The organism is uncultured Nocardioides sp. (assembly GCF_947488025.1).
Classification (GTDB): domain Bacteria; phylum Actinomycetota; class Actinomycetes; order Propionibacteriales; family Nocardioidaceae; genus Nocardioides.
The window spans coordinates 20,058-32,184 of sequence record NZ_CANKYS010000006.1 but is presented as its reverse complement, the minus strand read 5'-3'; the positions used below and the strand labels follow the sequence as shown (position 1 = coordinate 32,184).

15 protein-coding genes and 1 tRNA gene are annotated in these 12,127 nt (G+C 71.7%); 5 read left to right on the top strand and 11 right to left on the bottom strand.

Annotated features, from left to right (window positions below):
- Positions 1-52 precede the first annotated feature (52 nt).
- The 3 genes from Q1B24_RS11550 to Q1B24_RS11540 are packed head-to-tail and all read left to right on the top strand — an operon-like array spanning position 53 to position 2,919.
- Complete coding sequence (locus Q1B24_RS11550; RefSeq protein WP_299928187.1) at positions 53-1,417, top strand: MBL fold metallo-hydrolase; 1,365 nt, start codon at positions 53-55, stop codon at positions 1,415-1,417.
- A 45-nt stretch (positions 1,418-1,462) separates the two neighbouring features.
- Positions 1,463-2,056, top strand: coding sequence for a rhodanese-like domain-containing protein (locus Q1B24_RS11545; RefSeq protein ID WP_299928184.1), 594 nt, complete (start codon positions 1,463-1,465; stop codon positions 2,054-2,056).
- Positions 2,053-2,919, top strand: coding sequence for a sulfite exporter TauE/SafE family protein (locus tag Q1B24_RS11540; protein ID WP_299928181.1), 867 nt, complete (start codon positions 2,053-2,055; stop codon positions 2,917-2,919). Before Q1B24_RS11545 ends, Q1B24_RS11540 begins: the two co-directional genes overlap by 4 nt.
- 164 nt (positions 2,920-3,083) lie before the next feature.
- On the opposite strand, the gene Q1B24_RS11535 is transcribed toward Q1B24_RS11540, so the two are convergent.
- Positions 3,084-3,404 (bottom strand): hypothetical protein, encoded by a 321-nt coding sequence (locus Q1B24_RS11535; protein ID WP_299928178.1) that lies wholly within the window; start codon positions 3,402-3,404, stop codon positions 3,084-3,086.
- A 109-nt stretch (positions 3,405-3,513) separates the two neighbouring features.
- Positions 3,514-3,972, bottom strand: a complete 459-nt coding sequence (locus Q1B24_RS11530; RefSeq protein WP_299928175.1) for a hypothetical protein — start codon at positions 3,970-3,972, stop codon at positions 3,514-3,516.
- On the opposite strand from Q1B24_RS11530, the gene Q1B24_RS21850 reads away from it, so the two are divergent.
- On the top strand, positions 3,882-4,343 hold the full coding sequence (locus Q1B24_RS21850) for a tyrosine-type recombinase/integrase (protein WP_366916489.1): 462 nt from the start codon (positions 3,882-3,884) through the stop codon (positions 4,341-4,343). The two genes, Q1B24_RS11530 and Q1B24_RS21850, sit on opposite strands and share 91 nt — an antisense overlap.
- A 156-nt stretch (positions 4,344-4,499) precedes the next feature.
- On the opposite strand, the gene Q1B24_RS11525 is transcribed toward Q1B24_RS21850, so the two are convergent.
- Positions 4,500-4,573, bottom strand: a tRNA-Pro gene (locus tag Q1B24_RS11525).
- 180 nt (positions 4,574-4,753) lie between these two features.
- Here Q1B24_RS11525 and Q1B24_RS11520 point away from each other — a divergent pair.
- Entirely contained in the window at positions 4,754-5,431 is a 678-nt protein-coding gene (locus Q1B24_RS11520) for a M23 family metallopeptidase (protein ID WP_299928172.1), read from the top strand.
- Between the two features lie 12 nt (positions 5,432-5,443).
- Here Q1B24_RS11520 and der read toward each other — a convergent pair whose 3' ends face one another.
- The 8 genes from der to Q1B24_RS11480 are packed head-to-tail and all read right to left on the bottom strand — an operon-like array spanning position 5,444 to position 12,125.
- On the bottom strand, positions 5,444-6,811 hold the full coding sequence (gene der, locus Q1B24_RS11515; RefSeq protein ID WP_299928169.1) for a ribosome biogenesis GTPase Der: 1,368 nt from the start codon (positions 6,809-6,811) through the stop codon (positions 5,444-5,446).
- 6 nt (positions 6,812-6,817) lie between these two features.
- Positions 6,818-7,567 carry a lysophospholipid acyltransferase family protein gene (locus Q1B24_RS11510; protein WP_299928166.1) on the bottom strand — a complete coding sequence of 250 codons (750 nt, stop codon included), beginning with the start codon at positions 7,565-7,567 and terminating at the stop codon, positions 6,818-6,820.
- Entirely contained in the window at positions 7,564-8,253 is a 690-nt protein-coding gene (gene cmk / locus Q1B24_RS11505; protein ID WP_299928163.1) for a (d)CMP kinase, read from the bottom strand. Before cmk ends, Q1B24_RS11510 begins: the two co-directional genes overlap by 4 nt.
- Positions 8,254-8,264: 11 nt before the next feature.
- Positions 8,265-9,362: a prephenate dehydrogenase gene (locus tag Q1B24_RS11500; RefSeq protein ID WP_299928160.1), complete on the bottom strand. Its 1,098-nt coding sequence runs from the start codon at positions 9,360-9,362 to the stop codon at positions 8,265-8,267.
- On the bottom strand, positions 9,355-9,732 hold the full coding sequence (gene aroH, locus Q1B24_RS11495; RefSeq protein ID WP_299928157.1) for a chorismate mutase: 378 nt from the start codon (positions 9,730-9,732) through the stop codon (positions 9,355-9,357). The genes Q1B24_RS11500 and aroH overlap by 8 nt, the downstream gene beginning before the upstream one ends.
- 25 nt (positions 9,733-9,757) lie before the next feature.
- On the bottom strand, positions 9,758-10,561 hold the full coding sequence (locus tag Q1B24_RS11490) for a pseudouridine synthase (protein ID WP_299928154.1): 804 nt from the start codon (positions 10,559-10,561) through the stop codon (positions 9,758-9,760).
- Positions 10,558-11,310, bottom strand: a complete 753-nt coding sequence (gene scpB, locus Q1B24_RS11485; protein WP_299928151.1) for an SMC-Scp complex subunit ScpB — start codon at positions 11,308-11,310, stop codon at positions 10,558-10,560. Before scpB ends, Q1B24_RS11490 begins: the two co-directional genes overlap by 4 nt.
- Positions 11,307-12,125, bottom strand: coding sequence for a segregation/condensation protein A (locus Q1B24_RS11480; RefSeq protein ID WP_299928852.1), 819 nt, complete (start codon positions 12,123-12,125; stop codon positions 11,307-11,309). The genes scpB and Q1B24_RS11480 overlap by 4 nt, the downstream gene beginning before the upstream one ends.
- Positions 12,126-12,127: the final 2 nt, after the last annotated feature.

The following is a 12,127-nucleotide window of genomic DNA, read 5'->3' as shown; positions in this document are numbered from 1 at the left end:
GTTACGGTCGATCCATACCCCCCCGGGTATCAACCGACATCGAGGAGGACCCATGACCCCCACCGTCATTCCGATCGACACCCCCGGCCTGGGCGACCGGACCTACCTGGCCCACGACGGATCCGTCGCCTTCGTCGTCGATCCCCAGCGCGACTTCGACCGCGTCCTGGCCGTCGCTGACGAGGCCGGCGTGACGATCACGCACGTCCTCGAGACCCACATCCACAACGACTACGTGACCGGCGGGCTGGCACTGGCCGAGGCGGTCGGCGCGGCCTACCTGGTCAACGCCGACGACCCGGTGGCCTTCGAGCGCACTCCCGTCCGCGACGGTGACGTCGTCGCCGTCGGGGACCGCATGCGGGTCCGCGTGGTCCACACGCCCGGCCACACCCACACCCACCTGTCCTTCGCGCTCTCCGCCGACGGAGAGCCGGTGGCCGTGTTCACCGGTGGGTCCCTGCTCTACGGCTCCACCGGCCGCCCCGACCTGCTCGGCCCGGACCACACCGACGCCCTGGTCCACGCGCAGTGGCACTCCGCCCAGCGCCTCGCCGAGGAGCTTCCCGACGAGACCGAGGTCTTCCCGACGCACGGCTTCGGCAGCTTCTGCTCAGCCACCCAGTCCGACGCGTCCTCGAGCACGATCGGCGACGAGAAGCGGTCGAACCCGGCCCTGACCAAGGACGAGGCTGCCTACGTCGAGGAGCTGCTCGGGGGGCTCGAGGAGTTCCCCGCCTACTACGGGCAGATGGGCCCGGCCAACTCCGGCGGCCCGCGCGCGGCCGACCTGTCCGACCCGGAGCTCGCCGACCCGGCCGAGCTGCGCCGCCGCATCGACGCCGGGGAGTGGGTGGTCGACCTGCGCACCCGTTCGACCTTCGCCGCTGGTCACCTCACCGGCAGCGTGAACTTCGGCATCGACGGCCAGTTCATCACCTACCTCGGCTGGGTCCTGCCCTACGACGCGACCATCACGCTGCTCGGCGAGACGCCGGAGCAGGTGGCCGAGGCGCAGCGCGAGATGGTCCGGATCGGCATGGACCCGGCCGCGATGGCGACCGGCAAGCCCGAGGACTGGGCAGGAGGCGCACCGCTGGGCACGTTCCCGGTCACCGACTTCGCCGGGCTGGCCGATGAGATCCGTCACCACCCCGACGCCGAGCGCGTGATCCTCGACGTGCGCCGCCCGGCGGAGTTCGACGCCGGCCACATCGCCGGCGCGGTCAACGTCCCCGTCCACGCCGTCCTGGCCCACCTCGAGTCGATCCCGCGGCAGAAGCTGTGGATCCACTGCGCCGGCGGCTACCGCGCCAGCGTGGTCGCCTCCATCCTCGCCGCCCGCGGTCACGACGTGGTCGCCATCGACGACTCGTACGACGAGAGCGCCGGCCACGCCGGGCTCGCCCTCGTCTGAACCCCCAGACACCCACCCCCCCACACACAAGGAGACACCCTTCACATGACCAGCACTGCTACCGAGGTCCGCACGCTCGACGCCCAGACCTTGCAGGAGTCCCTGGCCAGCGCCGAGCCGCCGCGCGTCCTGGACGTGCGGACCCCGGCGGAGTTCGAGAGCGCCCACATCCCGGGCGCCTACAACGTCCCCCTCGACACGTTGCGGGAGCACCGCGCCGAGCTGCGCCGCCACCTCGACGAGCACGTGGTCCTGGTGTGCCGTTCGGGAGCCCGGGCCTCGCAGGCCGAGCAGGCCCTGCGGGAGGCCGGCCTCCAGGGGCTCCGGGTGCTCGACGGCGGCATGGTCAGCTGGCAGCAGACCGGCGCTCCCGTCAACCGGGGCAAGCAGACCTGGGAGCTCGAGCGCCAGGTCCGCCTGGTCGCCGGATCCATCGTCGCCGGTAGCGTCCTCGCAAGCTCCGCCGTGCCCCGCATGAAGTGGGTCGCGGCCGCCATCGGCACCGGCCTCACCGGAGCGGCGCTGACCAACACCTGCGCGATGGGCATGGCGCTGTCCAAGATGCCGTGGAACCGCACCGCGGACTCGTGCGACGTCGACGAGATCGTCGCCGCGCTCGCCGGAGACGACGCGGCATGACCGCCACCTTGGCGGTCATCCTGGTGCTGGCCGTCGTCGTCGGCATCTCGCTGGGGATGCTCGGCGGCGGCGGGTCGATCCTGACCGTGCCGCTCCTGGTGTACGTCGCCGGGCTGGACGCCAAGGTCGCGATCGCGTCGTCGCTGTTCGTCGTCGGCGTGACCTCTCTGGCGGGCATGGTCAGCCATGCCCGCCAGGGGCGGGTGAAGTGGCGCACCGGCCTGATCTTCGGCCTGGCCGGCATGGTCGGCGCCTACTCTGCGGGCCTTGTCGGAGGACACCTGCCCGGCAACGTCCTGCTCATCGCGTTCGCGATCATGATGGTGGCCACCTCGCTGGCGATGCTCCGCGGGCGCAGGAAGGCGCCGGCCCACGCGTCGGCGGACAGTGAGCTGCCCGTCAAGCGGATCGTGCTCGACGGGCTCGTGGTCGGCGTGGCCACCGGCCTGGTCGGAGCTGGCGGCGGGTTCCTCGTCGTACCGGCGCTCGTCCTGCTCGGCGGCCTGCCCATGTCGGTCGCCGTCGGCACCTCGCTGCTCGTCATCGCGATGAAGTCCTTCGCCGGGCTGGCCGGCTACCTGAGTGCTGTGCAGCTGCCGTGGGGACTGGTCCTGGGCGTCACTGCCGCCGCGATCGTCGGCAGCGTCATCGGCGGTCGGCTGGCTGGCAAGGTGCCGGAGACCCAGCTGCGCAAGGCGTTCGGCTGGTTCGTGCTGGTCATGGGCGGCTTCGTCCTGGTCCAGCAGGGCCCGTCCTGGGCCGCCCCTGTGGCGCTCGCGACCGTGGCCACCGCCGGCCTCGCCGCCAGTGTCTGTTGGAACTTCGTGCGGGCTTGCCCCCTCCGCCGCGCCGTCGCGGGTTGACCGTTCAGCTCGTCGGCACCGGCCCGCGGGGGTCGGGGGCTCGCTGCGCGCCGAGCAGGGATCCGCATGGAGCGCGATCCAACGATCGCAGGTGATGCGGGCCAAAGGCGATGCGGCCTGGCTCGCGGCTACACCGGCGTTGGCGAGAAGCTCGAGGCGAGAGGTCAGGCGTATCGGCTCCTACTGCTCGGAGTGAACCTGACGATGACCGATTCATTCTCGCGGTAGTGCCGGCAGATGCCCGCTGTCTGCAGTTCTTCGAGAGCTTCGAGCGGCGCCTCTTCATCTGGGATGTACCACTCGATCGCAGCGGCCTCTGGGCTGCCCTCGTCGTGGGCAATGTCGACAAGCTGGTCAATGATGCTGACTGCTTCGGATGAGAGCTGGGTGTAGGGGTCGGTCGGGTCCATGTCTGCCTCCTTGCTTCGGTTGTGCGTGGCCCCGGCCGCCGTCGGGTCGCCGTCGCCCGGGGCGAGGTGTCGCATGAAGCTCAGCCTCTCAGTCCCGAGCTCACAGGACCATCAGCTATCGGGGCGAACGCTGGATGACGGCCACCCGGTCATCCCGCGCGATCCGAGCTTGGGCGCGTAGTCGTCAGCGCCGTCGGGACCAACGTCGACGCTTCGGTGCCTCCAGTGGTGGCTCCTCGTCGACGGGACTGCCGAATGGCTCGAGCGACCCGTCCCACCCGTTGACGCCCGACTGGATGAGCCCACCTTCAGCGAAGGTGTACCTCCATTCAGCGCCGTCCTCACCGGAGATGAGGACCGTGCCTCGACTCACCCAGTTCGCCAGCTCTGCATAGAACGCCGTGGCCTGCTCGGACCACTTGGGGTCGCCCTCCTCATCGGTGGCGAGCACGAGCCACTCACCTTCGCGGTCGACGGAGGTCGCGGCGAACGGTGCCAGGTCGGCCAGGGACGAGACCTGCCACTCGTCCAGGTCGAACCAGCCGTCCCGCTCTGCCATCGCCAGCGTCAACCCTGCGAAGGCTGCTCCCTCGCGGTCTGACGGAAGCAGCACCCGACCTGTCGTCTCCACGAGGTAGCCCATGGTGGCGAGAGTGTCACAGCGTCGGCCGGCCGCGCCCCGATCTCGCGACCCGCAACGGCACCTGGCACCTGGCACCTGGCACCTGGCACCAAGTCGGCAACATCGAGCGACGGTGGCGCGCAATCCGCACAGACACCGGGTTCGACTGGGTGACGCCACACACCTTCCGCAAGACAGTCGCGACATTGATCGACCGCCTAGTCGACTCGGACACCGCCGCCCGCCTTCTCGGCCACTCCTCGGACGCGATCACCAAGGAGTTCTACATCGAGAAGGACAGAACCACCCCAGACGTGAGTCAGATCTTGCAGTCCTTTGCCGGCGGAACCAGGACGATCGCGTCAGACACTGACGTCGTCGGACCTTCATGACGAGCCAAACATCTGCTCACCGCCATGTCCCCGGCCTCGACTCAACTGGGTCGCCGCGCGGGGGTTTTCGTGCAATAAACGTGCAACAAGCCGACCTGGCTCGAAATGAAAATAGCCCCCGACCCGCGTTTCCGCAGGTCAGGGGCTATTTCTCGGTCGGGCTGACAGGATTTGAACCTGCGACCCCTTGACCCCCAGTCAAGTGCGCTACCAAGCTGCGCCACAGCCCGAGTGCCTCCGGCGCAAGGCCTGCGAAGCGAGGGGAACACTACCGCAGCCCCTCGGCCGTCACGGAATCGGCCCACCGCGGGCACCCAGCAGTAGTCCGAGTGGGCCATTTGTCGCGAAACCCCGTGAGCGACGTCGGCTGCCGCCCGACCATTGGACCCTCGACCCGTGGGGGGTTCCTGATGCCAGCACTGCCGCGCGCACGCCTGCTGGTCGCCGCGACCGCGGCGGCCGTGGGGCTGGGTCTCGTCGCGCCCGCGCACGCGGCGCCGGAGACCATCGTGCGCGAGGAGGCCCGCACCGCCGAGGCGGTCGCCGAGGCGATGGCACTGGCCGAGCAGCTCGCCGAGCGGCAGCAGACCCTCGCCGTGCTCAACCGTCGCGCGGACGCCCGCGACCGTGCGCTCATCGGCTACCGCGCCGTCCTGGCCCGCTACGGCTACGACGGCGACCCCGACACGGTCCGCGCCGTCCTGCCGCTGGCGTCGTACGACCTCTCCGCCGGGTTCGGGCTGACCGGACCGCTGTGGGAGGCCGAGCACGGCGGCCAGGACTTCAGCGCGTACGCCGGTGAGCCGCTGGTCGCGGTCGCCGACGGTGTCGTCACCGAGGCGGCGGACGCCGGTCCCTACGGCCTGCGCACGATCCTGACGCTCGCCGACGGCACCGAGGTCTGGTACTGCCACCAGACCGACGCGACCGTGGTCGTCGGCCAGGAGGTCGCCATCGCGGACGTCATCGGGAGCGTGGGCTCCACGGGCAACTCCACGGGACCGCACCTCCACCTCGAGGTGCGCCCGGGCGCCGGGGACCCCGTCGACCCGATGGACTGGCTGCGGACCCAGGGCCTCGATCCGTGAGCCGAGCCGGGGTCAGCGCTTGCGCTTCTCCCGCGGCTTCTGCTGGATGATGATGGGCGTGCCGACGAAGCCGAACTCCTCGCGCAGGCGCCGCTCGATGAACCGCTCGTAGGCGGCGTCGAGCTTGCCGCTGGTGAAGAGCACGAAGGTCGGCGGGGCCACGGACGGCTGGGTCGCGAAGAGGATCTTGGGCTGCTTGCCGCTGCGCACGGGGTGCGGGTGCTCGGCGACCAGACGCCCCAGGAACGTGTTCAGCGCGCCGGTGCCGATGCGGGTCTCCCAGCCCTCGAGCGCCTTGTCGATCGCAGGCACGAGGCGGTCGACGTGCCAGCCGGTGCGGGCGGTGAAGTTGATCCGCGGTGCCCACTTGAGCTGGACGAGGTCACGCTCGATCTCGCGCTCGAGGTAGTAGCGACGCTCCTCGTCGACGAGGTCCCACTTGTTGAAGGCGATGACCATGGCGCGGCCCGCGTCGCGGATCGTCTGGATGATGCGCATGTCCTGCTCGGAGACGGTCTCGCTGGCGTCGAGCACCAGCACCGCCACCTCGGCGCGGTCGATCGCGGTCGTGGTGCGCAGCGAGGCGTAGTACTCGTGGCCGGACGCCTGGTTGACGCGCTTGCGGATGCCCGCGGTGTCGATGAAGCGCCAGGTGCGGTCGCCCAGCGTGATCAGCTCGTCGACCGGGTCGACGGTGGTGCCGGCGGCGTTGTCGACGACGACGCGGTCCTCCTTGGCCAGCATGTTGAGCAGCGAGGACTTCCCGACGTTGGGCTTGCCGACGATCGCGATGCGGCGCGGACCACCGACCTCCTCGAAGGACTCCTCCGGCGTCTCCGGGAGGGCGGCGAGGATCGCGTCGAGCATGTCGCCGGACCCGCGGCCGTGGAGGGCCGAGACCGCGAAGGGCTCGCCCAGACCGAGGTTCCACAGGCCATAGGCCTCGGCCTCGGTGCGCTGGTCGTCGACCTTGTTGGCGGCCAGCACGACGGGCTTGCCCGACTTGCGCAGGATGCGCACGACGGCCTCGTCGGAGTCGGTGATGCCCACCGTGGCGTCGACGACGAACAGCACGGCGTCGGCCAGCGACACCGCCACCTCCGCCTGGCCGGCGATGCGCTCGGCGAGCCCGCGGGCATCGGGGTCCCAGCCACCGGTGTCGACGACGGTGAAGGCGCGGCCGTTCCAGTTGGCGTCGTAGGAGACGCGGTCGCGGGTCACGCCCGGGCGGTCCTCGACGACGGCCTCGCGGCGCCCGATGATCCGGTTGACGAGGGTGGACTTGCCCACGTTGGGTCGCCCGACCACGGCCAGGACCGGGGTGGGCCCGGTCGGCTCGTCGGTGGACGCGGCGTCGACGCCGGCGTCGTACTCAGTCATGGGTGATCACAGCTCTCTGGATGGCTCGACGAGCCCGGTGTCGGGGTCGTCCTCGGATTGTCCCGCAGGAAGCGGCCCGGGCAAGGATCGGCGCGTGTCGGCGAGCGCGGTGGCCAGCTCGGACAGCAGGTGCCCCCGGAGCAACACCGACGTGGCCGCCACGTGTTCCCGGGTGCGGGGCCAGGCCTGCTGTGTCGTTCGCCACGGCGTCCCGAACACGATGTCGACGCTGTCCCCGCGGGCGGGCAGCGCGTTGCGTCCTCCCCCGGCCGGCCGGGTGCCGAGCATCGTGACGGGCACGACCGGGGCGGCCGTGACGAGCGCGAGGTAGGCGGCGCCGTGGTGGAAGCGGTGCAGCTCACCCGAGCCGCGGGTGCCCTCGGGGAAGATGCCGGCCACTCCCCCGTCGCGGACGACCCGCAGGCACGACCGGATCGCGCCCGGGTCGGCGTGGAAGCGGTCCAGCGGGATCTGCCCCGAGGCGCGCAGGAACCGACCGAGCCGTCCCGCGAACATCTCCTGCTTGGTCAGCGCGTGCACCGGACGCGGCGAGAACACCGCCAGCAGGGGGCCGTCGATGATGCCGATGTGGTTGCTCGCGAGGATGACGCCACCCGTCGCCGGAACTCGGTCGGCGTGGTGCACCGTGACCGGCCAGCACGCCCGGACCAGGCGCGACGCCGGCGGACGCAACAGGCGCAGCAGCCGGGTCGCGGGGTGCTCGTCGGCGCTGGCAGGCAGGTCCGCCCGGGTCACGCTCGGTCTGCCCCGGTGGCCAACGCGACGATCTCGTCGATCACCTCGGCGAGGGTGAGGTGCGTGCTGTCGACGTGGACGGCGCCCTCGGCCATGGTGAGCGGGGCCGTGGCCCGCCCGGAGTCGATGCGGTCGCGCTCGAGGAGGGACTGCTGGGTGCTGGCGACGTCGGTGCCGCCCTGCTCGGCCGTACGACGCTGCGCGCGGGCGTCGGGGTCGGCGCTGAGGTAGACCTTGACCTCGGCCTGTGGCCACACGACGGACCCGATGTCGCGGCCCTCGACGACGATGCCGCCGGCGCCGATGACCGTTCGCTGCAGGTCGAGCAGACGTGCCCGCACCTCGGGCACCGCGCTGACCGGGCTGACCGCGGCGTTGACCTCGTCGCTGCGGATCGCCACCGAGACGTCGGTGCCGTCGACGGTGATGGTCGGGGCCAGCGGGTCGGTGCCGGACTCGATGGCGGGACGTCCGGCTGCCGCCGCGACCGCGGCCTCGTCGCGTACGTCGACGCCCTCGCGCAGCAGCCACCACGTCATCGCCCGGAACATCGCACCGGTGTCGAGGTAGCGCAGGCCCAGCCGGTCGGCCACGCCGCGCGACGTGCTCGACTTCCCCGAGCCCGACGTGCCGTCGACGGCGATGACGAGGGACCCGGGCCGGGAGGTGCTGTCGACGTTGCTCACGGGCGAGAAGGTTACCGGTGGGTCGTCCACCCACGGGATTCGAGAGCCGCGAGCAGCTGCTCCGCGCTGCCGCGCTCGACCACGAGCTCGGTGAGGCCCACCGGGCGTCCCGGGTCGTGGTCGATGTGGACGTCCTCGATGTTGACGCCGATCTCGCCGGCGTCGCCGAAGAGGCGGGCCAGCTCGCCGGGGTGGTCGGGCACCGCGACGAAGACCGAGCGCGTGGGACGCGCCGGACCGCCGTGCTTGCCCGGGATCGCCGCCGTGCCCGCGTTGCCGCGGGTCAGGATCTCCACGAGGTCCGGGCCGGAGTCCGAGGCGACCGCGGTCATGAGGGCGTCGAGGTCGGCGCGGACCTCGGCCAGGAGGTCGAGCACCGCCTCGGAGTTGGCCTCGAGGATCTGCTGCCACAGCGCCGGGTCGCTCGCCGCGACGCGCGTGACGTCCCGGACGCCCTGGCCGGACAGGGCGAGGTGCTCGGCGGGGGCTGCGGCCAGTCGCCCGGCGACGAGCACCGCGGCGAGGTGGGGCAGGTGGGAGATGCGGGCGACCGCCTGGTCGTGCTCCGCAGGCTCCATGACGATCGGCGCGGCGCCGCACTCCAGCACGAGGGTCTCCACGAGGCGTACGGCGTCGGGGCGCGCGTCCGGGTGCGGCGTGACGGCCCAGGGCCTGCCGTCGAAGAGCGCGGCGCTGGCGGCGAGGGGGCCGGAGCGCTCGCTGCCGGCCATCGGGTGCGAGCCGACGTAGCGGGCCAGGTCGTCGGCGCCGACGCGGGCCGCGACCTCCTCGAGGGGAGCGGACTTCACGCTGCCGACGTCGGTCACCACCGCCGACGTGCGCGCCAGGGCGTCGACGATCGCGTCGCCGACGGCAGCGGGCGGCACGGCCACCACGACCAGCTGCGGCCGGTCGCCGGGCCTGGCCGCGCGTCCAGCGCCGAGGCCGTGCGCGGTGCGGACGTTCTCCTGCGAGGTGTCGCGCAGGACGACCTCGACGCCGAGGCGGCTGCACACCAGGGCGATCGACGTACCGATCAGCCCGGCGCCGACGACCTCCACGGGCCCGGTCAGGGCCGGCAGGGCCACCTCGGACCGGGGGTCAGTCATGGCTGGTGGTGCGGGACAGGTCGCGGCGCAGGTTGGCCGCCCCGTGGAGGTAGGCGTGGGTGATCTCAGCTCGGGGCAGGTCGGTCTCGACGTGCGCCATCAGCCGGACCACCCGCGGCATCGATCCCTCGATCTCCAGCTCACGAGCGCAGACCAGCGGGACGTCGGAGAAGCCGAGCTGCCGCGCGGCGTAGGCCGGGAACTCGCTGGTGAGGTCGCTGGTCGCGGTGAAGATGATCGAGATGAAGTCGTCGACCTCGAGATGGTTGGCCTCCATCACGTCGGTCACGAGCTCCGCCACCCGGTCCAGCATGTGCTCGCGGGTGTCCTCCTCGAGCTGGGTCGCCCCACGCACTGCTCTCACTGCCACGCGAGGAGCCTAGCCGCGCCGCGGCTCAGAGCTGCGCGCTGTCCATCAGCTCGCCCAGCTCGGCGACCGTGAGCTCGCGCATCTCGCCGGACCGCAGCCGGGCCAGGCCGACGGGCCCGATCTGCGTCCGGGTGAGCCGGCGCACGGGGTGCCCGACGTGGGCGAGCAGGCGCCGCACGATGCGGTTGCGGCCCTCGTGGATGGTGAGCTCCACGATCGAGCGGTTGCTGCCCTCGCGCCGTGGATCGCCGCCGACCACCCGGGCCTGCGTGACCGTGACCGGGCCGTCCTCGAGGGTGACGCCGGCGAGCAGCTCGCGGATCGTGCGCACGTGCACCTCGCCATCCACCTCGGCGACGTAGGTCTTGTCGACCTCGTGCGAGGGGTGGGCGAGGCGCTGGGCGAAGTCGCCGTCGTTGGTGAGGATGATCAGGCCCTCGGTGTCGGTGTCGAGCCGGCCGACGTGGAAGAGCCGCTCGGGCCGGTCGGCGACGAGGTCGCCGAGGGTGCGTCGACCCTCGGGGTCCGACATCGTCGAGACGACCCCGCGCGGCTTGTTGAGCACGAGGTAGACCTTGTCGCTGATCGGTGGTAGCCGCTTGCCCTCGACCCGGATCACCGCGGTGCGGGGGTCGACCTTGGTGCCGAGCCTGGTGACGACCTCCCCGTCCACCTCGACGAGCCCGTCGAGCATCAGCTCCTCGCACTTGCGGCGGCTGGCGACGCCGGACTGCGCGAGCAGCTTCTGCAGCCTGATCAGGCCGTCCTCGTCGGTGTCCGGGCGGTGGGAGGCGGGCTGGTCGTTGTCGGGTGCGTCGTGCGGCTTCATGAGATCTCGGTCCCGCCGTCGGGCTCGGTGCCCGCGCCGGAGTGGGGCGACGGGTGGTGCACGGGCGCGGGCGGGGGCGGGGTGGAATCGGGGCTGGGATCAGGGCTGGGATCAGGGGCGGGTTCCGGGGTGGCTTCGGCGACAGGCTCGGGCGGGGCGTCCAGCCCGGCGACGCTGGCCAGCTCGTCCTCGAGGTCGTCCATGTCGGGCAGGTAGGGCGCGAGCTCGGGCAGCTCGTCGAGCGAGGTGACGCCGATGCGCTCGAGGAAGTAGGTCGTGGTGCGGTAGAGGTTGGCGCCGCTCTGCTCGTCCTGGCCCGCCTCCTCGACCAGCCCGCGAGTGAGGAGGGTGCGCATCACGCCGTCGACGTTGACCCCGCGGATCGCCGACACGCGAGCGCGCGAGATGGGCTGCTTGTAGGCGACGACCGACAGGGTCTCGAGCGCGGCCTGCGTGAGCCGCGCCTGCTGTCCCTCGAGCACGAACGACTCGACCACCCCGGCGAGCTCCGGGCGCGAGTAGAAGCGCCAGCCTCCGGCCACCGACCGCAGGTCGAAGCCACGGCCCTGCTCGGTGTACTCGGCCGCCAGCGCTTCCAGCGCGGCCTCGACGTCTTCGACCGGGTGTCCCACCACAGAGGCCAGGCGTACGGTGCCGAGCGGCTCGTCGGAGACCATCAGGATCGCCTCGAGCGCGGGGCGCAGCTCGGCGACCGCCACGTCCAGGGTGCTGTCGGGCTGCTCGCTCACTGGTCCTCCTCCGGCTCGTCGAGTGCTGTCGAGGCCATGGGTGCATCATCGTCGCCCGGCGGGGCTCCGTCGAACTCGTCGTGGATGTCCACCTCGCCGTCCTCGGCGCCGGTCCAGCGCACGGTCAGCTCGCCCAGTGGTGTCACCTGGTCGAAGGACACCGCACCCTCGCGGAACAGCTCGAGCAGGGACAGGAAGCGAGCGACGGTGGTGAGCCGGTCCGGCGAGTCGCCGCACAGCGCGCGGAAGGTCATCGTGCCGCTGCGTCGCAGCCGGTCCACGACGAGCTGGGCCTGCTCGCGCACGCTCACCTTGGCGGCGTGGATGTGGTGCAGCGACACCTCGAGGACCGGCTTGGGCTCCATGGCCCTGGCCGCGAGGCGGGCGAACTCGTCGAGCCCGATCCCGATCAGCACGTCGGGCAGCAGCGTCGCGAACCGCTCCTCCAGGCCCACCGCGCGCGGGTGCCGGCGCGACTCCGAGGCCAGCCGCTCTTCCAGGACCGAGGCCACCTGCTTGAACGCGCGGTACTGCATGAGCCGCGCGAAGAGCAGGTCGCGTGCCTCGAGCAGGGCGAGGTCCTCCTCGTCCTCCACGTCGCCCTGGGGCAGCAGCCGGGCCGCCTTGAGGTCGAGCAGCGTCGCGGCCACCACCAGGAACGACGTGGTCTGCTCGAGGTCCCAGGCGTCACCCAGGTTCTTCACGTGGGCGATGAACTCGTCGGTGACCTGGGAGAGCGCGACCTCGGTGATGTCGAGCTTGTGCTTGGCGATGAGGCCGAGCAGCAGGTCGAAGGGGCCCTCGAAGTTGTCCAGGC